Source organism: Thalassospira sp. MIT1004, assembly GCF_001858545.1.
GTDB classification, from domain to species: Bacteria; Pseudomonadota; Alphaproteobacteria; order Rhodospirillales; family Thalassospiraceae; genus Thalassospira; species Thalassospira xiamenensis.
In genome coordinates, this window is record NZ_MCAO01000047.1 from 78,316 (window position 1) to 99,480 (window position 21,165).

The 21,165-nt window shown below is 56.7% G+C and carries 24 protein-coding genes; 13 read left to right on the plus strand and 11 right to left on the minus strand.

What is annotated here, in order from left to right; translation table 11 throughout:
* Window positions 1-85 precede the first annotated feature (85 nt).
* Window positions 86-1,084 carry a cysteine synthase A gene (locus BC440_RS21420; RefSeq protein ID WP_007090011.1) on the plus strand — a complete coding sequence of 333 codons (999 nt, stop codon included), beginning with the start codon at window positions 86-88 and terminating at the stop codon, window positions 1,082-1,084.
* Between the two features lie 64 nt (window positions 1,085-1,148).
* On the opposite strand, the gene BC440_RS21425 is transcribed toward BC440_RS21420, so the two are convergent.
* Window positions 1,149-2,429: an MFS transporter gene (locus tag BC440_RS21425; protein WP_071241326.1), complete on the minus strand. Its 1,281-nt coding sequence runs from the start codon at window positions 2,427-2,429 to the stop codon at window positions 1,149-1,151.
* A gap of 111 nt (window positions 2,430-2,540) precedes the next feature.
* Here BC440_RS21425 and BC440_RS21430 point away from each other — a divergent pair, with 111 nt between their 5' ends.
* From BC440_RS21430 to BC440_RS21445, 4 genes are all read left to right on the plus strand, one after another.
* Window positions 2,541-3,452 carry a LysR family transcriptional regulator gene (locus BC440_RS21430; protein ID WP_071241327.1) on the plus strand — a complete coding sequence of 304 codons (912 nt, stop codon included), beginning with the start codon at window positions 2,541-2,543 and terminating at the stop codon, window positions 3,450-3,452.
* 136 nt (window positions 3,453-3,588) lie between these two features.
* Window positions 3,589-4,608 carry an LLM class flavin-dependent oxidoreductase gene (locus tag BC440_RS21435; protein ID WP_071241328.1) on the plus strand — a complete coding sequence of 340 codons (1,020 nt, stop codon included), beginning with the start codon at window positions 3,589-3,591 and terminating at the stop codon, window positions 4,606-4,608.
* A 177-nt stretch (window positions 4,609-4,785) separates the two neighbouring features.
* A complete protein-coding gene (locus BC440_RS21440; RefSeq protein ID WP_071241329.1) occupies window positions 4,786-6,357 on the plus strand; it encodes an L-lactate permease in 1,572 nt (523 codons plus the stop codon).
* Window positions 6,358-6,361: 4 nt separating this feature from the next.
* Window positions 6,362-6,547 carry a hypothetical protein gene (locus tag BC440_RS21445; protein ID WP_071241330.1) on the plus strand — a complete coding sequence of 62 codons (186 nt, stop codon included), beginning with the start codon at window positions 6,362-6,364 and terminating at the stop codon, window positions 6,545-6,547.
* Between the two features lie 18 nt (window positions 6,548-6,565).
* Here BC440_RS21445 and BC440_RS21450 read toward each other — a convergent pair whose 3' ends face one another.
* Window positions 6,566-7,198 carry a LysE family translocator gene (locus BC440_RS21450; protein ID WP_071241331.1) on the minus strand — a complete coding sequence of 211 codons (633 nt, stop codon included), beginning with the start codon at window positions 7,196-7,198 and terminating at the stop codon, window positions 6,566-6,568.
* A gap of 362 nt (window positions 7,199-7,560) precedes the next feature.
* Between BC440_RS21450 and BC440_RS21455 the strand changes: the two genes are divergently transcribed.
* On the plus strand, window positions 7,561-9,186 hold the full coding sequence (locus tag BC440_RS21455; protein ID WP_071241332.1) for an inverse autotransporter beta domain-containing protein: 1,626 nt from the start codon (window positions 7,561-7,563) through the stop codon (window positions 9,184-9,186).
* A gap of 132 nt (window positions 9,187-9,318) precedes the next feature.
* On the plus strand, window positions 9,319-10,482 hold the full coding sequence (locus tag BC440_RS21460; protein ID WP_139192169.1) for a PA0069 family radical SAM protein: 1,164 nt from the start codon (window positions 9,319-9,321) through the stop codon (window positions 10,480-10,482).
* Between the two features lie 81 nt (window positions 10,483-10,563).
* Here BC440_RS21460 and BC440_RS21465 read toward each other — a convergent pair whose 3' ends face one another.
* The 3 genes from BC440_RS21465 to BC440_RS23020 all read right to left on the minus strand — a co-directional run bounded on the left by BC440_RS21465 (window position 10,564) and on the right by BC440_RS23020 (window position 12,619).
* A complete protein-coding gene (locus BC440_RS21465) occupies window positions 10,564-10,842 on the minus strand; it encodes a tyrosyl-tRNA synthetase (RefSeq protein WP_071241333.1) in 279 nt (92 codons plus the stop codon).
* Between the two features lie 361 nt (window positions 10,843-11,203).
* The gene (locus BC440_RS21470) at window positions 11,204-11,725 is read right to left on the minus strand and encodes a hypothetical protein (protein ID WP_071241334.1); all 522 of its coding nucleotides are present in this window, start codon (window positions 11,723-11,725) and stop codon (window positions 11,204-11,206) included.
* 84 nt (window positions 11,726-11,809) lie between these two features.
* Window positions 11,810-12,619 (minus strand): hypothetical protein, encoded by an 810-nt coding sequence (locus BC440_RS23020; RefSeq protein WP_139192170.1) that lies wholly within the window; start codon window positions 12,617-12,619, stop codon window positions 11,810-11,812.
* A 282-nt stretch (window positions 12,620-12,901) separates the two neighbouring features.
* Between BC440_RS23020 and BC440_RS21485 the strand changes: the two genes are divergently transcribed.
* The 5 genes from BC440_RS21485 to rpmF all read left to right on the plus strand — a co-directional run bounded on the left by BC440_RS21485 (window position 12,902) and on the right by rpmF (window position 16,106).
* Window positions 12,902-13,612, plus strand: coding sequence for an alanyl-tRNA editing protein (locus tag BC440_RS21485; RefSeq protein WP_083379470.1), 711 nt, complete (start codon window positions 12,902-12,904; stop codon window positions 13,610-13,612).
* A gap of 169 nt (window positions 13,613-13,781) precedes the next feature.
* On the plus strand, window positions 13,782-14,639 hold the full coding sequence (locus tag BC440_RS21490) for a sulfurtransferase (protein WP_071241338.1): 858 nt from the start codon (window positions 13,782-13,784) through the stop codon (window positions 14,637-14,639).
* A gap of 17 nt (window positions 14,640-14,656) precedes the next feature.
* On the plus strand, window positions 14,657-15,214 hold the full coding sequence (locus BC440_RS21495; RefSeq protein WP_071241339.1) for a GNAT family N-acetyltransferase: 558 nt from the start codon (window positions 14,657-14,659) through the stop codon (window positions 15,212-15,214).
* Window positions 15,211-15,885, plus strand: a complete 675-nt coding sequence (locus BC440_RS21500; RefSeq protein ID WP_007090028.1) for a GNAT family N-acetyltransferase — start codon at window positions 15,211-15,213, stop codon at window positions 15,883-15,885. The genes BC440_RS21495 and BC440_RS21500 overlap by 4 nt, the downstream gene beginning before the upstream one ends.
* A 41-nt stretch (window positions 15,886-15,926) precedes the next feature.
* On the plus strand, window positions 15,927-16,106 hold the full coding sequence (gene rpmF / locus BC440_RS21505; RefSeq protein WP_007090029.1) for a 50S ribosomal protein L32: 180 nt from the start codon (window positions 15,927-15,929) through the stop codon (window positions 16,104-16,106).
* Window positions 16,107-16,233: 127 nt separating this feature from the next.
* On the opposite strand, the gene BC440_RS21510 is transcribed toward rpmF, so the two are convergent.
* Complete coding sequence (locus tag BC440_RS21510; RefSeq protein ID WP_071241340.1) at window positions 16,234-17,190, minus strand: threonine/serine dehydratase; 957 nt, start codon at window positions 17,188-17,190, stop codon at window positions 16,234-16,236.
* A 233-nt stretch (window positions 17,191-17,423) separates the two neighbouring features.
* On the opposite strand from BC440_RS21510, the gene metC reads away from it, so the two are divergent.
* Window positions 17,424-18,608 carry a cystathionine beta-lyase gene (gene metC, locus BC440_RS21515; RefSeq protein ID WP_071241341.1) on the plus strand — a complete coding sequence of 395 codons (1,185 nt, stop codon included), beginning with the start codon at window positions 17,424-17,426 and terminating at the stop codon, window positions 18,606-18,608.
* A gap of 65 nt (window positions 18,609-18,673) precedes the next feature.
* Here the strand turns inward: metC and BC440_RS21520 are convergent, their stop codons facing one another.
* The 5 genes from BC440_RS21520 to BC440_RS21540 form a co-directional block, all read right to left on the minus strand.
* A complete protein-coding gene (locus tag BC440_RS21520) occupies window positions 18,674-19,183 on the minus strand; it encodes a DUF3429 domain-containing protein (protein ID WP_071241342.1) in 510 nt (169 codons plus the stop codon).
* Window positions 19,184-19,220: 37 nt separating this feature from the next.
* Window positions 19,221-19,586, minus strand: coding sequence for a metal ABC transporter permease (locus BC440_RS23660; protein WP_278371964.1), 366 nt, complete (start codon window positions 19,584-19,586; stop codon window positions 19,221-19,223).
* Window positions 19,495-19,845 carry a type II toxin-antitoxin system HicB family antitoxin gene (locus tag BC440_RS21530; RefSeq protein ID WP_037992300.1) on the minus strand — a complete coding sequence of 117 codons (351 nt, stop codon included), beginning with the start codon at window positions 19,843-19,845 and terminating at the stop codon, window positions 19,495-19,497. Before BC440_RS21530 ends, BC440_RS23660 begins: the two co-directional genes overlap by 92 nt.
* Entirely contained in the window at window positions 19,842-20,072 is a 231-nt protein-coding gene (locus BC440_RS21535; protein WP_244205018.1) for a type II toxin-antitoxin system HicA family toxin, read from the minus strand. Before BC440_RS21535 ends, BC440_RS21530 begins: the two co-directional genes overlap by 4 nt.
* Window positions 20,073-20,150: 78 nt before the next feature.
* Entirely contained in the window at window positions 20,151-21,152 is a 1,002-nt protein-coding gene (locus tag BC440_RS21540) for a homoserine dehydrogenase (protein ID WP_071241344.1), read from the minus strand.
* Window positions 21,153-21,165: the final 13 nt, after the last annotated feature.

Sequence of the window (21,165 nt, forward strand, 5' to 3'; positions counted from 1 at the left end):
AATTTTTAATCAGTCTTGACTTTTGTGTATAAAAGACCCAATCAACAGGTAACAAAACACATTCTAACCACGCTTGGAGTCTGTCATGGACATTCGCAATGGCACCATTGAAGCCATTGGCCGCACCCCGCTTGTGAAACTCAGAAAGGTTTCCGAGCTTACGGGCTGCACCATTCTGGGCAAGGCGGAATATGCCAATCCGGGCGGATCGGTCAAAGACCGTGCTGCCCTTGCCATCATTCGTGACGCGGAAAAACGCGGCCTTCTGAAGCCGGGCGGCGTTATTGTCGAAGGCACGGCTGGCAATACCGGCATTGGTCTTGCCGTTGTTGGCAACGCACTTGGCTATCGCACCGTGATCGTCATTCCCGAAACGCAAAGCCAGGAAAAGAAAGACCTTTTGCGTTTGCTGGGGGCCGACCTTCGCGAAGTCCCCGCCGTCCCCTATCGCGATCAGAACAACTATGTTCACGTTTCGCGCCGTCTGGCCGAAGAACTGGCAAAGACCGAACCGAACGGTGCCATCTGGGCCAACCAGTTCGATAACGTCGCCAACCGTCAGGGCCATATCGACACCACCGGCCCCGAAATCTGGGAACAGACCGATGGCAAGATTGACGGCTTTATCTGTGCGGTCGGTACCGGCGGGACGCTTGCCGGTGTGTCGATGGCGCTGAAAGATCGCAACAAGGACATTCAGATCGGTCTTGCCGATCCGATGGGGGCTGCCCTTTACAGCCACTACAAGTTTGGCGAACTGAAATCCGAAGGAAGCTCGATCTCCGAAGGGATCGGTCAGGGACGGATTACCGCCAACCTCGAAGGCATCGATATCGATCACCCGTTCCAGATTTCAGATGATGAAATGCTGCCGATCGTCTTCGACCTGCTCAAGGAGGAAGGGCTGTGCATGGGCGGTTCGACCGGGATCAACATCGCCGGTGCGGTACGTCTAGCCCGTGAACTCGGCCCGGGCAAAACCATCGTCACCATCCTGTGTGACCTTGGCACCCGCTATCAAAGCAAGCTGTGGAACCCGGCCTTCCTCAAGGAAAAAGGTCTGCCGAGCCCCGATTGGCTTTAATCGTGCCTGTTACCGGCCATCAAACAAAAACCCCCGCCTTCTGGCGGGGGTTTCTTTTTGTGTGTCAGGCAACGGCTTCGGCCCGTCTTGCGGCCTGCCAAAGGTAAGTTCCGCAAATCGCCGCACCAATCAGAAGTGCGCCAGCAAATGCCGCCACCGCGTCCCAGCCACCATGCGACCAGAACCAGCCGCCAACCGATCCCATGATGCTAGACCCCAGATAATAGGCCAGCAGATAAAGCGACGACGCATGTCCCTTGGATTGTTTCGCCATCCGCCCGACCCAGCCACTTGCCACCGAATGAGCCACGAAAAAGCCGCTGGTCAGGACCATGATGCCGCCAATCATGCCCCAAAGGCTGGAAAGCAAAGTCAAAGCCACCCCTGCCCCGGCAATCAGGATCCCCGCCAGCAAAACCGGCCCCCGGCCGATCCGGTCGGACATGGCACCGGCAATGGAAGACGTCACCATCCCGCAAAGATAAACCACAAAAATCAGACTGATCTGCCCCTGGCTCAGGTCATAGGGGGCAGCGGATAAACGGAACCCGGCATAATTATAGACCGTCACAAAACAGCCCATCGCAAATGCCCCGATCAGGAACACGAATGGCAGACCGGGATGGCGCAGATGCCCTTCCCATGCCCGGACATGATAGGACAATTGAAAGCCGGGGCGGCGCACGAAATTGCGCGATGCCGGCAACAGAATGACAAACCCAAGGGCCGCCAGCAACCCAAGTGCGCCCATCGCACCAAGTGCGAGATGCCAGCCAAACATATCGGTCAGAATGCCGATCACCACGCGCCCGCTCATCCCGCCAAGGGCGGTCCCGCTGATGTAAATGCCCATCGTAGTGCCAAGGCCGCGCGGATGCATTTCCTCGGCCAGATACGCCATCGCAACCGCCGGAACCCCACCTAAAATAAGGCCCTCAAGCGCACGCACCACCAGAAACGCATGCCAGTCGGAAAGCAACGGCGCAATCAGGTTCAAAAGCGACGCGCCGCACATGGATGCAAACATCAACTGCTTGCGCCCGAATGCCTCGGACACCGCCCCGGCAAGCAGGATGGCAAAGGCAAGAAACCCGGTCGTCAGTGACAGCGCAAGCGAACTGGATGCCGGGCTGACGGCAAAATCCCGCGCCAGTTCCGGTAAAAGCGGCTGCACGCAGTAGATCAGCGAAAAGGTCGCATACCCCGCCAGAAACAGCGCAAGACTGATCCGGCGAAATTCCGGTGATCCCGGTTCGGTATAAACCGGCTCGGCCCCGGCGGTCGATGGCTTGATGTCATCACTGGCAGCCTGCGCTGCGGGGCTTTTCGCCCGGTGGGCACTCATATTCCGGCCTCGTTTTTTGAAGAATTCTGATCTGACCGAAAGGATTGCAGCTTTCCCGATATCCGTCCAATATATGTCACAGTCATTTTCGATATGTTTTGGAGATACCGGATGGAACTGCGCCATATTCGATATTTTCTTGAAGTTGCCCGCGAGGGGAACTTTACCCGTGCCGCAGCCCGCATCGGCATCGGTCAACCGCCGCTAAGCCAGCAGATCCGCGATCTTGAAACCGAAATCGGCACCCAGCTATTTCATCGCGTCCCGCATGGCGCGGAATTGACCGAGGCCGGGATTGCCTTTCGCGATATCGTGCAGCATTTCCCGGAACTGGCGGAACGCGCCATCCGCGCCGCCCGCCGTGCGGGCCGGGGTGAAATCGGCTCGATCCGGGTGGGTTTTACCGCATCCGCCGCGTTTAGCCCCAGCGTCCCGCGCGTTTTCCGCGATTTCAGGCGCGCCTATCCCGGTGTTGAAATGACGCTGGAAGAAAACAATTCCGCCCGCCTTTTGAATGCGCTGATGGATGAACAGCTTGATGCCGTCTTCCTGCGCCAAGGTGCTGCCAACAGCGATGCCATCAAACTGCATCGCCTGAAATCCGAACCGATGCTGATCGTGCTTCCGGCGGGTCATCCCGCCGCCCGGCATGAAACGGTTGCGCTCGAAACCCTGCGTGACGATGCCCTGATCCTGACCCCGCGCCAGGTCGGACCAACCCATTTCGATATCGTCGTTGCCGCCTGCCGTGCCGCCGGATTTGAACCGGTCATGGGGCAAAGTGCACCGCAATTGGGCTCGGTGATCAACTTTGTCGCCGCCGAACTCGGTTTCTCGCTCGTCCCCGCCGCCATGGCACAATTGCAGGTCAATGGCGTCGTCTATCGCAAGGTCGCGGGCGATGTCCCGATGGCGCATCTCGCACTGGCCTATCGCAGCAACGATATCTCGACCGTACTGCGCAATTTCGTCAGCCGCACGCTGAATGCGCATCACAATGCGGAAACGGAACCAACCGGCTGAATTAAAGCCTTTTCGCCACTTTCAAATAAGGGATTATCACTCCCGCACTGGCAAGCACCTGAATTTGGGCTAGATTAACCCCAACACTGAAATCCGGCGCGCCGTTTTCGGCCTGCGCCCAACTGGGATTATGCCTATGCCCCGTTTTTCCGTTCTTGATCTTTGCCCCGTTAACGAGGGCGAACACCCGCGCGATGCGCTTCGCAATACGCTTGAACTGGCCCAGCATGCCGAAAAGCTCGGCTTTCATCGTTACTGGCTGGCCGAACATCACAACATGCCCGGCATTGCCAGTGCCGCAACATCGGTTGTCATATCCCATGTGGCTGCGGGCACCAAAACCATCCGCGTTGGTTCGGGCGGTGTGATGCTGCCCAACCATGCGCCATTGGTGATTGCCGAACAGTTCGGCACCCTTGATGCGCTTTATCCCGGCCGTATCGATCTTGGCATCGGACGCGCACCGGGAACCGACCAACGCACCGCCGCCGCCCTTCGCCGTGACATGCACGGCACCGAGGAACGCTTCATCCAGGACGTGCTTCAGGTTCAGCAATTCCTCGCCCCCCTTGAAGGCAACCCGCCGATCCGCGCCGTTCCGGGTTATGGCTCCGAAGTCCCGATGTGGCTTCTGGGTAGCAGCCTGTTTTCCGCTGATCTGGCCGCCCGTCTTGGCCTGCCCTTTGCCTTTGCGTCACACTTTGCGCCCGATATGCTGATGGATGCATTGTCGCTGTATCGTCACCGGTTTGAACCAAGCAAACAGCTTGATAAACCCTATGCGATTGCCGCGATGGGATTCTTCGCCGCCGATACCGACGAGGAAGGCAAATTTATTGCCACCTCCATGCAGCAGCAATTCCTGAACTTGCGGCGCGGTTCGCCGGGCCAGTTGCCTAAACCGGTCAAATCGATGGATGACATCTGGAACCGGGTGGAAAAGGCCGGGGTTGATCATGCCATGCGCTGTGCCGCAATCGGCTCGCGCGATACGGTTCGCAAAAAGCTGCGCGACTTCATCTATATGACCAAGGCCGATGAAATCATGGTCACTGCCAATATCTTTGATCACGCGGCACGTCTGAAATCATTCTCAATTGCCGCAGAACTGCGCGACGAACTTGAAACCGAACAAACCGCGCAAAACTGCGCCTGAAACAATTAGTCAGACAATAACCGGGCTCGACTGAAACCAGCCGGGCCCGGTTTTGTATTTCATCATACGAAATGCCATAACTGTTTTCTTGCGCTTGCAGATGCGCTGGGACAAGATGTCGGCCCGGTTGGAAAATCAACCGCAACACATTGTTCCAAAAGGTTTTGGCTCGCCCCGATGACAGACTTCCTTCTGGCTGCCCTGCCGATCGCCACCATTCTGTTTCTGATGATCAAGGCAAACTGGGGCGCGGCACGCGCCGGTGCTGCCGCATGGTTCGTCACCGTTGCCATCGCCATGATCGCGTTTGGTGCGCCGACCGATATGCTGATCATCGCGCAGGCCAAGGGCGTGATGCTGGCCCTATACATTCTTTATATCGTCTGGGCCGCTCTGATCCTTTATTTCGCTGCCGAAGAAGCCGGTGCAATCAAAACCATCGGGCGGGCCATCCGCCAGTTAACCGACGATCGCCCGCTGCAATTGCTGATCCTTGGTTATGTGTTTGCCACCTTCCTGCAGGGTGTCGCCGGGTTCGGTGTGCCGATTGCGGTGATCGCGCCACTTTTGCTCGGCATGGGGTTCTCGCCCGTCATCGCGGTTGCAGCCCCGATGATCGGCCATAGCTGGTCGGTGCTGTTTGGCAATATGGCAACCTCGTTCGAGGCCCTGATTGGCGTTACCAGCATTCCCGGTACCGAACTGACGCATTATTCCGCCATTCTGCTTGGCCTGTCGGGCTTTACCTGCGGGGCGGCGGTTCTGTGGCTGGATGGCGGTTTTCGCACCGTGCGTCGCCGGATCGTGCCGCTTGTGCTGATTGCCGGGGTCATGGGTGTCGTTCAATATCTGATGGCGAATTACGGCGTCTGGACACTGGGCGGGTTGACTGCCGGGATTGCCGGGCTTGTCACCTCGATCATCGTCACCCGGTTCTGGAAACCCCATCCCGATGACGTTGCCGAAACCACCGAAGACGACGACCATCATCACATGCCTTTGATCGAGGCATTGACCCCCTATCTCGTTTTCATGGTGATTGTCGGCATCGCAACTTTCATCCCCCCGGTCGAGGATTTCCTGTCGGGCCTTCGCCTGACCTTCGATTTCCCGGCGGTTTCAACCGATCTCGGCTGGAATATCGATGCCGAAAGCGCCAAGCCGATTGCGATTTTCGGCCATCCGGGCGCGTTGCTGCTTTATACCGCCGCCATCAGCTTTGCCTTCTTTAAAATTCGCGGACGCTATGACAACGGCATCGCCAGACGTATCTGGCAACGCACGGCCAAAAGCGGCCTTCCGACCAGCATCGGCATGGTGCCGGTCATTGGCCTTGCGATTATTATGGATCACGCGGGCATGACCTATGCCTTGGCCGAAGGCGGTGCTGCGCTGTTTTCCGGCTCCTTTGCCATCGCCTATCCGGTGGTAGCCCCGGCAATCGGGGCATTGGGTGCCTTCATGACCGGCAGCACGAATAATTCCAACGTGGTCTTTGGCATGTTCCAGCGCCACACCGCCGAACTTTCGGGCATTTCCACCGCCCTTGTTCTGGCCGCACAGGCAACCGGCGCATCGCTTGGCAGCATGCTGGCCCCGTCAAAAATCCTGGTCGGCTGTTCGACGGTCGGGCTTTCGGGCAAGGAAGGACCGGTATTATCGGTCGTGCTGAAAACCGGTGTGCTTCTGACCGCCCTTTGCGGCTTCATGGCGCTGGGCCTGTTGCTGATTGCGATGATCGGGGGATAAGACCATGAAAAACAAACTGTTCAATCCGGTCTTTCTGTTTCTGGCATCCCTGATCCTGCCGCTGGTCGCGTTCGAAGCCCTGATAAACGAAGATGCCGCCCTTTCAGGTATCCTCTCTGATATTCCGGTGGGCGGCATTCTGTTTGGCCTGTTCGCGGCCATCATGGCGCTGATTGCCATCAAGAAATAATGCGATCCCGGCCCGATATCAGGGCCGGAACATCGCAAGCTTGATGCCAAACGCAATAAACACGCTGCCGGTCACGGCCTTTAATGCGCGCTGGAACGATCCACTGCGCGCCATCCCGCTCAGGCGCGACAGCAAAATGATCATGGCCGAAAACCAGATGATATTGATGCTGGCATGCACACACACCAGCATGAAGGCCGATGTAATCGCCCCGTCACCGACCGGAATGAATTGCGGAAATGCCGCAAGATAGAAAATCGATACCTTGGGGTTAAGCGCATTGGTCAGAAACCCCTCGCCATACGCCACCAGAAGCGTCCTGCGGCGTTTGGCCGGGGCCACTTCGGCAACGGTTTTAACCCCGCGCCACGCCTCACGCAGCGCCTTGAACCCGACCCAGCAAAGATATGCCGCACCGGCAATCTTCACCATCATGAACAGTTGCGCCGACTGCACCAGGATCACCGAAATCCCCAAAATCGACAATGTGCCATGCAAGTAAAAGGCGGTCACGAAACCGGCAACATTGGCAAAACCTGCCGCACGGCCCGATGTCGGAACGGTTTTGGCAATCAGAACGCCATTGGGGCCCGGTGACATCACCAGAAGGGCGGTGACAAGCGTAAAGCTGACAAACTGTGTCCAATCCATCGGAATGGCTCCATAAAAAGGGTGGCCACGAAACTATAGATGGATTGTCAAAACCGGCAAGCGCGCGATTGTACCGATACATGACAATCGAAAAGGCAATTTAAAAGGTCGACAAAAGACGGGGCTCAATAGTCCGCCTTTGCGCACCTCGCACTGTTTCCTATCCATAAAACGCAATGGATATCCACTTCGCGCAGGAAAATATCGCATCCCTGCCGTTGCTGTGGCGACCCATGCGCAAATCCCCTAATCCTCGGACTTCCATTTCATGAACTGGCTTAACTGCCGATCTGACTGATGCGCAAAATGCCAGCGATTTTTCCTGCCGCGCATAAGCCAGATCAAAATGATTGAAGACAAAAATGAAAAAATATGCGGTTGGATTTGTCTGTAGCTGCGCCGTCGCTTTCGCGCCATCCGCGCATGCTCAGGACGCAGATGGCGGCAACAAATGGGGACCGCATATCGACCTTGAAGGCAAGGCAGGCACAGACCGCAACCTTGGCGAAACCGATCTGTTCATTCCGCTATGGCAGGATGACGATACCTTGACCTTTGCCAATATCCGCGCACGGATGGATGATGCCAACAGTCACGAAGGCAATTTCGGTGTCGGCATTCGCCAGATGCTTGATAGCGGCTGGAATATTGGCGGCTATGGCTATTTTGATCGCCGCCACAGCGCGTATGACAACAAATTCAATCAGGTGACTTTCGGGGCCGAAGCCCTCTCGCTTGACTGGGATTTTCGCGCCAATGCCTATATGCCGGTCGGCAAGACAAGCTATATCGAAGACAGTCTGAGCACGGTGGATTTTTCCGGCACCACGATCATGTACCGTCAGGGCGAAGAACGCGCCCTTCGCGGTTTTGATGCCGAAATCGGCTGGCGCGCACCATTGTTTGAAGCCACGGCACCACAACAATTGCGCCTTTACGCAGGCGGCTATCGCTTTACCGACGACGATGTGGACACGGTACAGGGACCTCGCGGGCGGCTTGACCTGACCTTTGATGAAATACCGTTCCTGTGGCAAGGCTCGCGCTTTTCGCTGGGGGCTGAAATCCAGCATGACGATCCGCGCGGCACACAAAGCTTTGCCAGCTTCCGCCTGCGCATCCCGCTTCAGGATTTTGGCGACAATCCCAAACCGCGCCTGAACGCTATCGAACGCCGCATGACCGATCCGATCATGCGCGACATTGATATCGTCAGTCAGGCTGGGCAATTCACCACGGCGGAGGAAATAACAAGCACGGCCAACGGCAACACCATCACGCTTGTCAGCAGCGCAACAACAGCAAGTGCCGACCTCGCCACGACCATCTCATCCGCCGGTACCAATTCGACCGTGGTCCTGAATGGCAGTTTTGCCAACGTGAACAGCCGCCTTGATGTTCAAAACGGCCAAACCATCATGGGAACGGGCAATCTTGATGTTAAAACACCTTCCGGTCGTACTCTGACCATCACCACACCGGGTGCCAGCCTAAGCGGCCAAGGCGGCACTCCGCCCGGCTTTGGCAGTCCAAGCCATATTTTCAACATGGCCGACAATAGTCGCCTTGTTGGCGTTACTGTCTCAACCACCTCCGCGGGTGCGACCACAGCAGTGCGGATCAACGGCGTGAATAACGTCGAAATCATCAATAGCACATTGACCAGCAACGCTACGGGCAACACGTCCTTTGGCATACAGGTTATCGGAAACGCACAAAACACCGTCATTCGCGGTAATACGATCACAGCCACCAGTAACGATACCTTTGCCTATGCCCTGTCAGTCATCGGATCAGACAATCTCGTCTTCGAGAACAACACACTCAATGTCAGCGGGGCGACAAACAACCACCTGATCTTCTTTAACCTGAACAATACGAATCTCTCCGGCGCCGGTAACAGCGGCAATGTAAGCACATGCAATGTCGGTGGCGGGACAAACACCGGCTCCATCAGTTTCACGACAGCAACGCCGACCTGCCCGTAATCAGGAATGCTGTTGATAACCGGATGATGTCAAATCAACGGCCTGCCGCTGTCCGCGTTGACATCTGCGCGGGCAACCTGGGCACTGCGTATTTCGCTTGAATGTTCCTATTTTGTTCTATAATTTGAACATATGCGAAACATCATCGAACCAACACCCGATCACATCGAAACCGCCCAACCGGGCGAAGGCTGGATCAATCCGGATTTTGATCCGGATCTGCTGCCCGCGCGCCGACAAAAGGGCCGCGGGGCGGTATCGAACATTGATGGCCGATTTGAACGCCATATCCATCAGGCGGTCGATGATGGCTGGATGACCAGCCTGATGGAAGATCAGGACGCGCCGCGCATCCGCACCACCCTTGGCATTGATGGCGCGCGCAGCGTGATCACCAGAAATCAAAGCCCCGATGTGCCGTTTGACCGTTCGATCAATCCCTATCGCGGCTGTGAACATGGCTGCATCTATTGCTTTGCCAGGCCAACCCACGCTTATCTGGGCCTGTCGCCAGGCTTGGATTTTGAAACAAAACTGTTCTGGAAACCCGACGCCCCGACCCTTTTGCGCAAACAGCTCGCCGTCAAAAGCTATATGCCCGCCCCGATTGTCATTGGCACCAGCACCGATCCCTATCAGCCGGTTGAACGTGAAAAACAGCTGACCCGCTCAATCATCAGGGTGCTATCGGATTGCCAGCATCCGTTCTCACTCATCACCAAGGGCGCACTTGTCACCCGCGACATTGATCTGATCGCGCCAATGGCCGCAAAAAACCGCGCGTCGGTCGCAATATCGGTCACAAGCCTTGATCACAGATTATCCAACCTTCTCGAACCGCGTGCCTCTGCCCCGCACCGTCGGCTTGATGCCATTCGCAAACTTGCCGATGCCGGTATCCCCGTCACGGTCCTGTGCGCGCCAATCATTCCCGGCCTGAATGACATGGAAATCGAAAATCTGGTTGCCGCGGTTCATGACGCCGGGGCAACGTCCGTATCCCACATCGTCGTCCGCCTGCCGCTTGAAATCGCCGATCTGTTCGAAGAATGGCTTGCGGCCCATTATCCTGATCGCAAGGCAAAGGTCATGTCCCTGATCCGCCAGATGCGCGACGGCGAACGCTATCAATCCGAATTTGGCACCCGCATGCGCGGCACCGGCCCGATTGCCGACCTGATCGCCAGACGGTTTGATGCTGCACGCAAAAAACACGGCATGACCGGCCGGTCGCTCAACCTTGATTGCAGCGGCTTTGTCCGCCCCAGCGCGAACGGGCAAATGTCGCTGTTCTGATATCACCAGCGACATCGCCCTCCTCACACCCAAGCCTTGCTCGCGCGACAGGCGCACATCAACCCGATCAATCCGCCCCAATCACTCCGCACGACGGATCAGCATTGTCCTTTGGCCGCCAACGGTAAGGCGCAATACCTCGCCATCATCAAACGCGTAACTGAGGATATGATGATCAGGATCCACAATCTGTTTGTCCTCGATCATGACAGCACCATTTGCGACCAGCGCGCTCGCTGCCGCAATGGTATCGGCAAACCCCGCCATCAGAATAAGCGGCACCACACCGACCCCGTCTTTCAGGGCATTGGGTGTGAAATCAAGTGTCGGCATGCGATCCGCAAGGGAGATATGGGTCATTTTCCGGTTTCCTTGTTGGTGGGGCCACCTCGGGCAAACCGGTTTATGGAAAAAACAAAGGCCGCCCTGGGGCAGCCGGTCTTGGTTTAATTTACAAACACATCAACAGGCGCCGCGCTATGTGCACGACGTAAAATAGGCGTTCTGATGTGTAACAATGTTTTCCATCTTTAAATCATTACGTACCTTATGCTGTCAGGTCAAGCCTGATTGCAGCAGCTTTGTCCGCCCGAATGCCAACCGGCAGATGCAGTTGCTGTGAACAGCCCACCGGGGCACCAGTTCAATGCTGCACACAGCAAAACACCCGCCCGGGCAAAGCCGTTAGGCGGGTGTTGATTATCAGCCAGATAATGGCGGTTTATCCCACCACCCGGTACCGGGCGTGTGGGGCGGGGCTTGCCGTAATCGACGGATCGATCTTCGGCAAAACCCCGCCTTCCTCCGCGCCTGTATATTCTGTCAAATCCTCGTTTTTGGCGTCGGTGTCGTTCATCGCCATCATGCGCGCGCTTTCAAAAAAGCGAAGACCGCGCTTTTCAAGAACATAAAGCGTTTCCGCCCCCCACGGCCCGGACCAGACCAGCCCCGAAAGCGTTTCCATTTCGCGTTCGATCCGGGTCGGCGAAATCGGTCGACCAAGGCATGTGGTCAGCAAAAACGAAAGTTCCGCTGCCGTCACGCCGTCTTCGCAGCATTCCTCGGCCAGAACCGCCATCACTGCCATTGTCACCACCCGAAGAGAAACCTTGCCGGTTTCAATCCCCGGAAAACGGCTTTGCTGCAGGCTGACGATATCACTGGCGATGCGATCAACGCCCCCACGGATCACATATCGCCCACGCCAGACCCTGCAGCTTGTCCGTACTTCCCATTCCCGCATTTTGTCCCCGCCTGTTTTCTTGTCCCACGTCAATAATGATACATTATCAATACATAACGTCAACCACTTTATCGGATTTTTGTATCATTTAATACAGGCGTCACGAAACCACTGATACCCGGTTCCGGTCGCGGCAAATCCCCCATCCTCGTCGACCGGTTCGATATAGCCCCGCGTGATTGCGGTATGAAAATCACGACCAAAATTCCGGGGCATGCGCAGATGTTCCTGCCGCCGCAGCAACCGCCGGATATCGTCACGCGTCACAAAGCTCCGCCCATCACGGTAATGCAGCCAGATCGCCGCAATCAGGATGGTTTCGGCAAATCCACGTGGCTGCAGCAGGGCAATCAGATCGCCCAGATTGCCGATATATCCAATCAGGAAGTTCGCAGGATCAATCGCATCCGCAGTACCTTCGCCAAGCAGACCGGCCCCACCGAAATCGCGCCCTGTCGCCTGCGCGGCCACCTGCCCCGGTATGTTTTCCGGTCCAGATTCAGCCTCGCCCGCAATAGCCGACCGGGCCGGAGAAAGAGCCGTGCCGGATCGATCCGATCGCGCCGTTAAAGGGAATTGCCCGCCAGCAGGCATCTCCCGCAAAGAGCCACCAGGCCCGAATGACGAAGATGGCACAAACGGAGATGATGCCGCAGATGACATGGTAGAGGACGTGGCAGCCGACATAGCAGGCGACATCGAAGCCCCCGAAGAAGAAGCTGCCCCATGATCAACCGCACCACTCCCTTGCGCCGCCCCCGCCCGCAAACTGGTAGGAGAACCAAACAGGGCCGCCATCACCAAAGGCAGGCGCGCAGGCGGGATCGCACATTCGAGATCCACCGGTCCGAAATCACCTTCGCCCGTCAATTTGACATGAATAACAGCAGCCAAGTTTCTTTCACCCCCAATTTGGGCCAAGGGGATACCATACATTTCGTACATTTATCAACATTAATCCCGAAATTATGTATCACTTTATACAAATATCACATTCACAAAAACTCCTCGACAAACCAAGCCTTCGCGCAGCACCATGATTTCACTGCAAGATTTCAGACAGGACCGTCACCGTAACCTTACCCCGCCCCGTCAAGGGCACGTTCGCCGCCTCCCCGATTTTGGCGGCAATCTGACGGTCGCATGATCTGATCGCCACCAAGCATGGAGGAGTCTGTGACCCGCCTTTTGTTTCGCGAAGATGCCTATCGCCAGAACTGTGACGCCAAAATCATGTCGATTTCCGACCGCGGCATCGAACTGGACCAGACCGTGTTTTACGCCACCGCAGGTGGCCAGACCGGCGATGTCGGGATTTTCAAAACCGCCGATGGCCGTGAAATACCGGTCGCAACCACGATCAAGGACCGCGACAGCGGCAAAATCCTGCATATCATCGCCGAGGGGCATGACCTGCCAGCAATCGGCGATATCATCACGGCCGAACTGGATTGGGAAACCCGCCACCGCCTGATGCGCTTTCACACCTGCCTGCATTTGCTGTGTGCAATTGTCGAAGGCGACGTCACAGGTGGCAATATCGCCGCCCACAAGGCGCGGCTTGATTTCAACCTGCCCGACGAAGCGCCTGACAAGGATGAGCTGACCACAAGACTGAACGAGCTGATCGCAAGCAATGCCGAGGTTTATGACGGTGAAATCAGCGTGGCCGAACTTAAAGCCAACCCCGAACTGGTCCGCACCATGTCGGTGCAACCGCCGATGGATGGCAACAGCATCCGCACCGTCACAATCGAGGGGATCGATTATCAGCCCTGCGGCGGTACGCATGTCAAAAGTACGGCCGAAATCGGCAGGGTTCTGGTTGCCAAGATCGAAAAGAAAGGCCGCCAGAACCGCCGCATCAATATCGTCTTTGATGAATGAATTCCCCGGAAACGCGCAATCGGCATATCCCCGAATTCAGTCGGGATATTGCCATGCGCTTTCAGGACGGATAGAAATTAAAACAAGAAACATTTGAATTTGACGTTACAGATCTGCGGAAACGCCCCGGATCGCGCAATACCCACCATTGCAAACCGGAGTCTCTTTGATGACCAACCCAACTTCCGACGCACTGGTCTCCACCCAGTGGCTTGCGGATCACCTTGATGCACCCGACGTTCGCGTCGTCGATGCGAGCTGGTACATGCCCGCCCAGAACAAAAATGCGCGCGAGATTTATAACGCGCAGCACATTCCGGGCGCGGTATTCTTCGATATCGACGAAATCGCCGCTGATGATAGCGCACCGCTTCCCCACATGATGCCCGACGCGATCAAGTTTTCGGCCAAGGTCCGCAAGCTTGGCCTTGGCGACGGTGTCCGCATCGTGGTTTACGGCCAAACCGGATCGGCCCTTGCCGCCTGCCGGGTATGGTGGATGCTGCGCCATTTCGGGCATCACGATGTCGCCGTGCTTGATGGTGGTCTGCCGAAATGGCTGGCGGAAAACCGCCCGGTGACCGATGCTCCAACCCCGCCGCGCGAACGCCATTTCACCGCGCGCGCCAACAGTTTCCTTTTGCGCGAATATGATCAGGTGCTGGCAAACGTCAAAAGCAAACGCGAACAGCTTGTCGATGCCCGCGCAACCGAACGCTTCACCGGCGATGCCGACGAACCCTGGGGCAAGGCTGGCCATGTCCCAGGCTCCCGGAATCTGCCATTTGACAGACTCCTGAATGCTGACGGCACCTTCAAGGATGCCGATGCCATTCGCACCGCTTTCCACGATGCAGGCGTCAATCTGGATAAATCGGTTGTCACATCCTGCGGCTCGGGCGTGACCGCCTGCGTGCTCGCCCTTGGTGCCTATCTTGCTGGCAAAAAGGAAGTCGCGGTTTATGACGGCTCCTGGGCCGAATGGGCAAGCACCGAAGGAAGCCCGGTTGACAAAGGCCCGGCATAATACGGCGCACAAAAGATATGAAAACGCCCGGCTCCCCGACCCTGTCCCCCGCCGATGCCGCCCGATATGACGCGGCCGGCACAGGCGACAAAGCCAAGGATCCGGGCGTTTTTCTTGAAAGACTGCAATCCCCGACCGCGCACGACATCGCCGCCATCGGCACCCTTTGGCATAAATCCGGACTGACCGGACCGGACCACGATGCCGGTCGTGATCTCGCCACATGCCTGAATTCCGGGCGTGGCAGCGTGATTTTGGCACGATCGGCAAAAGACGCTACAATCATCGGCACAATCATGGCCGGTCATGACGGTGAAAGTGGCTGGGTTCATTATCTTGCCGTGGCCAACGATGCGCGCGGCACCGGCCTTGGATCGGGTCTTTTGGCCCTGGCCGAGGATATCCTTGCCGCCACCGGCCTTGCTGTAAACAAGGTCACCGTCACAGACCCGGCAGTGCATGATTTTTATCGCAAGCTCGGTTATGAAATTGTCGAAACTTTCCCACGAACCAACACGCAAATATCTGAAATCGGCACCGATTTTGTGGTTATGCGAAAAAGGCTGAAGTCATGAGTGCATCCAACCCGCGCAAGCTGGAAGTCGTCATCACCTTCCTTGAAATGCTTGATCCGCCAGATCGCCCTGCGGCAACCATCCCGCCGGGCAAGGTCGCCATCGTGCGCGCCGAAAATCCCACCCTGTCCTTTTATCGCTACCTTTATGATACGGTCGGCGAACCGTGGCTGTGGTGGTTCCGCCGCCTGATGGGTGATGACGAACTTGCCGAAATTCTGGCCCGCCCCGAAACCCACGTTTACGTTTTATATGTCGGCGGCGTCCCGGCCGGGTTTGCCGAACTTGACCTGACCGATCTTGAAGAAAACGGCGTGATCGACCTGCATTATATGGGCCTGATCCCCGATTTCATCGGCAAGGGGTATGGCAAATACCTTCTGAACTGGGCGATTGACACCGCCTGGGGCCTTAAACCGCAACGCATAACAGTCAATACATGTTCGCTCGATCATCCAAGTGCTTTGGGGGCTTACCAGAAGGCAGGCTTTGGTGTATACGACCAGCGAACAGATATTGTTGACGATCCACGTGATACCGGCCTGATCCCGGCCATCGACCATCATGTTGATCATGATGCCGGTGCCGATCACGGCAAAAAAGCCGAAAGGTCGCAGGAAAATGAAAATTCCGGCACTTTGATCGTTGACTTTCCCGACCGCGCACGTTAACAAGCGCGCCTGAGTTTACCCAAGCCAGAGGATGATGACCCATGGCAGTGCCAAAGAAAAAAGTGACCAAGTCCCGTCAGGGCATGCGTCGCTCGCATGACAAGCTCGCCAAGGGCTCGTACCGCGAAGACAAAGAAACCGGCGAACTGCATCGCCCGCACCACATTGATCCGAACACCGGTATGTACCGTGGTCGTCAGGTGGTAGAGCCGAAGATGTAATTCCGCACCGGAGGGCTTTGGCTCTTTGGCGGTTTGCGACGCTACAAGTTTCCACGCCATCCGTTTTTCGGATGGCGTTTGGTTTAAAAAAGGACGAAGCCCAGCGGTTTCGTCCTTTTTTATTTGATCACGCCATCCCGTCCGAACCGGTACCGCAAATCACGACCCCGATCTTGCCGGGGTTTTCAACACCCAGCCGGTCAGAAGCCACTGCGGCAATCCCGGCAGCCGCCGAAAGCTCAACCGCAATTCCCAATTCCCGCCAAAGCCAGCGCGCCGCATCGCGCATTTCATCATCACTGACCAGAACGATCCGATCAACATTCCTGCCAATCAGATCGACATTCAACGCCGATGACTGACGCGGTGCCAGACTGGTTGCCGCGGTATTGACACTTGGCAATGTCGCGACCTCGTTATGCTTGAGGCTCTCGAACAAGGTCGGGGCACCAGTCGGCTCGACGCCGATCACCCGGATCGATGGTCGCAAAAGCTTGGCCGCTGTCGCCACCCCTGAAATAAGCCCGCCACCGCCAATCGCCACCACCAGCGTATCAAGGTCGGCCTGCTGTTCAAGCATCTCAAGCGCAATCGTACCCTGCCCTGCAATCACCTTTGGATCGGCAAAGGGATGGATATAGGCCATGCCGCTTTCACGCGCATGATCCATCGCCGCCCGGTTGGCATCATCCCAGACCGCCCCAGTCAATGCGACGTCAACGCCCTGCTTGCGCAGCTTTTCGACCTTGGGCTTTGGCGTATTGGTTGGCAGGAATATCTTGACCGGAACTCCCAGCACACGGGCCGCGTTGATCACCCCCATGCCATGATTGCCACCCGATGCGGTACAAAGGCCCACGGCGCGTTTGTCTTCATCAAGGGCAAGGGCGGCATTCATCGCGCCGCGTGCCTTGAACGAACCCGATATCTGCATGTTTTCAAGCTTCAGATACAAATCCGGAATATGATCCCGGTCGGGAAAAACCGACTTGTCGCCATAAATACCGGCGGCAAATACCGGCGTCAGGCGCATGTGATCGGAAATGGCACGACGCGCGGCGCGAAAATCCTGAAGTTCAAGCACGGGGCCTCCTGCAAGTCGGATAGTGTTAAACGGGCTTTACCTGTTGTAACGCGGCCCGGAACCGGACGCGAGGCATAAGGCTTGAAATATCGCAAAATGCCGGTTTCACAACTCTTTGCGGTGAAAAAACCTTGAACCCGATGATCTGAAATGCTTTGAGTTATAGAAGAAATTCAAGGCCCCGCGCGTCGTCGCATCGTCACCCCCGACGCATCCAAGGAGAAAAGCCACCCATGTCAGGTCACCGCCCCCAAAAGCCCGCAACCCAACTGGTCCATGCCGGTCGCCGATCCAGCGAATATCACGGCGTGGTCAACCCGCCGGTTCTTCATGCATCGACCATCCTGTTTGAAAGCCTGGCCGACCTTGAAAAGGCCGGCTCATCCGCACCGGGCAAGGTGACCTATGGGCGGCACGGAACCCCGACACGCTTCCTGCTTGAAGAAGCCGTGGCCGAGCTTGAAGGCGGCTTTGGCACCCTATGCGTATCATCCGGGGTGGCGGCAATCACCAATGCGATCCTCGCCTTTGTCAAACCGGGCGATCATATTCTGGTGACCGACAGCACCTATTACCCGACGCGCAATCTGTGCAACACGTTTCTGAAACGCTTTGGCGTTGAAACCGAATATTACGATCCGGCCATCGGCGGCGATATCGCGGGGCTCATTCGCGACAATACCGCCCTTGTCTGGTGCGAAAGCCCGGGCTCTCTAACCTTCGAAATGCAGGATATCCCGGCGATTTCGGCGGCGGCCCGTGCACGCGGTGTCAAGGTATTGCTCGATAACACCTGGGCATCGCCGATGCTGTGCCGTCCATTTGACATGGGGGTTGATGTATCGGTACAGGCCGGCACAAAATACATCGTCGGTCATTCCGACGTCATGCTGGGCACGATCACCACCGCCACCGAAGAAGACCTTCTGACGATTAAAAAACAGATCATCATATCGGGCGATGCGGTTGGTCCCGATGATTGCTATCTGGCACAACGCGGGCTTCGCACCCTTGGCGTGCGCCTGCGCCAGCATCATGAAAGCGGCCTGAAAGTCGCCCAATGGCTGCAAACCCGCTCTGAAGTCAAACGTGTCCTGCACCCGGCCCTGCCCGATGATCCGGGCCATGCCATCTGGAAACGCGACTTCACCGGCGCATCGGGCCTGTTTTCCTTTATCCTGAAACCGGTCACAAAGCCGCAGCTTGCCAATATGGTCGATCATATGGACCTGTTTGGCATGGGATTTAGCTGGGGTGGCTTCGAAAGCCTGATCCTGCCGTCCGATCCGAAAAACATCCGCACCGCGACCAAATGGGACGAAGACGGCCAACTGATCCGACTTCATGTCGGCCTCGAAGACACCGACGACCTGATCGCCGATCTGGAAGCAGGTCTTGCCCGTCTGGCAAAAGACTAAGATATCCCGCAGTCAAACGCAAAAGGGCGCCAGAATTATTTCGGCGCCCTTTTTGCAGAAGAATCCTATACCCACGCAAAAAGCAAAGAGGCCACAACCACCGCCGAAAGAATCACACGCAAATTGCCATACCATTCCGGCAAAGAACCGATCCTGACCATAAACAGATCAACCAGAAGCATTGCGGCAAAACTCGCCGCCAGGATCGGCAGCGCGATAAATCCTGGCACTAGCAACGCACCCCACCCGAATAGCGACGGGGTCACACTGATCGCAAGCGGCACCCACAAGGTTTTATCCTCAAGTCGGCCATGCTCTGGAGATACAATCGTTCTTCCCCAGTGCACACCACCCAAAAAGGAAAGAATCACCGCCCCGTAAGCCATCAACGAAAACTGCGCATAAGACTGATGAGCTGGCGATAAGAACTCGCCCCCAAATGAGAGCACCATGAAAGGTATGGCGCCCATCAACCCGAACCAGCGCGCAGCAGGTGGAATAACCGCAAAAAATCCATCCCTCCTGATCGCGCGAATTGAACCGGGTTGCTGCGGTGAATTGGTTGCGTCTTCCATGACGAGCTCCGTTTGGGCGCAAGATGCTCGTTCTACGTTATTTTATCCCTGACTGATCACCCCAGCACGCCTGGAAACGGCGCAGAATGGGAACCATCATCGCGCTCAGGACAAACAGCCCCGCAGCCGAAATCACGATGCTGGGCCCGGCCGGGCTGTCGATATGCCACGAAAGGCTGATCCCCGCCATGACCGATGCCGCCCCGAACAGGGCCGCACCAATTGCCATCTGCTCGGGCGTTCTGGCAAAAAACCGCGCCCAGGCCGCCGGAATGCTTTCCGCTGCCGCGATTTCCGGCCCGGAACGAATATCAGGCGGTCGAAGGCTCCTTGCGTTTGACCGCCTTTTCGATGATTTCCTCGCTCCACTGGTTAAGGCTTTTACCCGCCAGTTCTGCGGCAATCGCTGCCTTCCGGTGAATATCGGGACTGACCCGCAACATCATCTTGCCGGAATAAGGTTTTTGCGGCGTCTTGCCCGTCTTGGTACAGGTCTCAAGATAATCGTCTACCGCCTCGTAAAAGGCTTCCTTCAAATCCGCAACCGTATCGGCATGAAATCCGACACGATCCCGAATACCGGCAATATGGCCGACGAAAATCTCGTCATCGGAATCAAATTCGACACGCGCCATATAACCTTTGTAAGTCATTGCATTCATGGCGTTACTCCTGTGCGGATCAGAAAATCACGCGCATCGCGCACCTGATACCGCTTGGCTTCTTTGGCCGGATGCGGTCGATGGAAAGTGGCGATTTCGCCATCCTTTTCAAACCGGACCCGCGATCCGCTACCTTCAATCACATTTGCACCGGTGGCTTTCAGCAAAGCCTCGATTGCCCGCCATTCAATACTGGCGGATACCGGATTGGTAAAAACTGCAATCAAGGTTTTTCTGTGCTTGCCCTGCATGCTATCATTATATGATAGCAAAATCGAAAACCGCAATCATAATGTGATATCAGATCAGGCCACTCTGGCTTTCAGGATATGCTCGAAATCCTTTAGGGCTGCGGCCGCCGTCGCCAGCGGCTCTTCACCGCATCCGATGGCGATTGTCTCGCCCATGGCATCGGTGGTGATCCGGATTGCCTTGTTCTTGCCGCTGACCTGCGCCAAAGGATCGGAATTCGGATAGGCCCTGACGCCGACACGCGCAGAAATCGTCCCATTATCCGCACATTCCAGACGGCCGACAAGTTTCGGAACAAGCCGCTGCGCCCGCCACGCATCAATCCGCTCTGCGGTCACGCCGTGAATGCCCTCGACAACAAGGTCGTCCATCGCAAGCTCCGCCCCCAGTCCGAAATTGGCAAGAAGCAACAGCTTGCATGCCGTGTCCCAGCCTTCGGTATCGTTGCGCGTATCAGCCTCGGCAAAGCCGCCTTTTTGCGCCTCTTTCAGGGCGGCGTCAAAGCCCACACCTTTCGAAACCATCGCATCCAGCAGGAAATTGGTCGTGGCATTCAAAATACCCTCGACACTCAAAACCCGGCACCCGGTCAGACTATGTTCCACAAGATCAATGGTCGGCAGGGCCGCGGCACTTGCGCCGCTCAGCTTTAAAATCGCCCCCGATGCCTTCGCCAGATCGCGCAATTCCCGCCCGCTATGGACCAGCGCGCCCTTGGAAATCACAATTGTGTCCCGACCGAGGGACAAGGACGAGTGAATATAGGCAAACCCCGGACCACCCGTGCGGAAATCGCTGGGCCCGGCTTCAATCAGGACATCTGCCCCGGACGTGCTGATAAAGTCCGGCCCGCTCAGGCCCGGCTCCAGCGCATCAAACTGATCAGCGTTAAGCCCATTTGCATCAAACAGCCCCGAACGCGATCCACACACCGCCACCAGACGGACATCTGCATCATAAACGCTGCGGTAATGCTCCCGCCGTGCCAAAAGCAGGTTGGCCGTGGCGCGGCCAACGCCCCCAAAACCCGCAATCGCAACCCTGATCACCCGCATAGTGTCCGTCCCT

Coding starts and splice junctions, on each gene's coding strand:
- BC440_RS21420 (WP_007090011.1), top strand. CDS start 86: ATGGACATTCGCAATGGCACCATTGAAGCCATTGGCCGCACCCCGCTT.
- BC440_RS21425 (WP_071241326.1), bottom strand. CDS start 2,429: ATGAGTGCCCACCGGGCGAAAAGCCCCGCAGCGCAGGCTGCCAGTGAT.
- BC440_RS21430 (WP_071241327.1), top strand. CDS start 2,541: ATGGAACTGCGCCATATTCGATATTTTCTTGAAGTTGCCCGCGAGGGG.
- BC440_RS21435 (WP_071241328.1), top strand. CDS start 3,589: ATGCCCCGTTTTTCCGTTCTTGATCTTTGCCCCGTTAACGAGGGCGAA.
- BC440_RS21440 (WP_071241329.1), top strand. CDS start 4,786: ATGACAGACTTCCTTCTGGCTGCCCTGCCGATCGCCACCATTCTGTTT.
- BC440_RS21445 (WP_071241330.1), top strand. CDS start 6,362: ATGAAAAACAAACTGTTCAATCCGGTCTTTCTGTTTCTGGCATCCCTG.
- BC440_RS21450 (WP_071241331.1), bottom strand. CDS start 7,198: ATGGATTGGACACAGTTTGTCAGCTTTACGCTTGTCACCGCCCTTCTG.
- BC440_RS21455 (WP_071241332.1), top strand. CDS start 7,561: ATGAAAAAATATGCGGTTGGATTTGTCTGTAGCTGCGCCGTCGCTTTC.
- BC440_RS21460 (WP_139192169.1), top strand. CDS start 9,319: ATGCGAAACATCATCGAACCAACACCCGATCACATCGAAACCGCCCAA.
- BC440_RS21465 (WP_071241333.1), bottom strand. CDS start 10,842: ATGACCCATATCTCCCTTGCGGATCGCATGCCGACACTTGATTTCACA.
- BC440_RS21470 (WP_071241334.1), bottom strand. CDS start 11,725: ATGCGGGAATGGGAAGTACGGACAAGCTGCAGGGTCTGGCGTGGGCGA.
- BC440_RS21490 (WP_071241338.1), top strand. CDS start 13,782: ATGACCAACCCAACTTCCGACGCACTGGTCTCCACCCAGTGGCTTGCG.
- BC440_RS21495 (WP_071241339.1), top strand. CDS start 14,657: ATGAAAACGCCCGGCTCCCCGACCCTGTCCCCCGCCGATGCCGCCCGA.
- BC440_RS21500 (WP_007090028.1), top strand. CDS start 15,211: ATGAGTGCATCCAACCCGCGCAAGCTGGAAGTCGTCATCACCTTCCTT.
- rpmF (WP_007090029.1), top strand. CDS start 15,927: ATGGCAGTGCCAAAGAAAAAAGTGACCAAGTCCCGTCAGGGCATGCGT.
- metC (WP_071241341.1), top strand. CDS start 17,424: ATGTCAGGTCACCGCCCCCAAAAGCCCGCAACCCAACTGGTCCATGCC.
- BC440_RS21520 (WP_071241342.1), bottom strand. CDS start 19,183: ATGGAAGACGCAACCAATTCACCGCAGCAACCCGGTTCAATTCGCGCG.
- BC440_RS21530 (WP_037992300.1), bottom strand. CDS start 19,845: ATGAATGCAATGACTTACAAAGGTTATATGGCGCGTGTCGAATTTGAT.
- BC440_RS21540 (WP_071241344.1), bottom strand. CDS start 21,152: ATGCGGGTGATCAGGGTTGCGATTGCGGGTTTTGGGGGCGTTGGCCGC.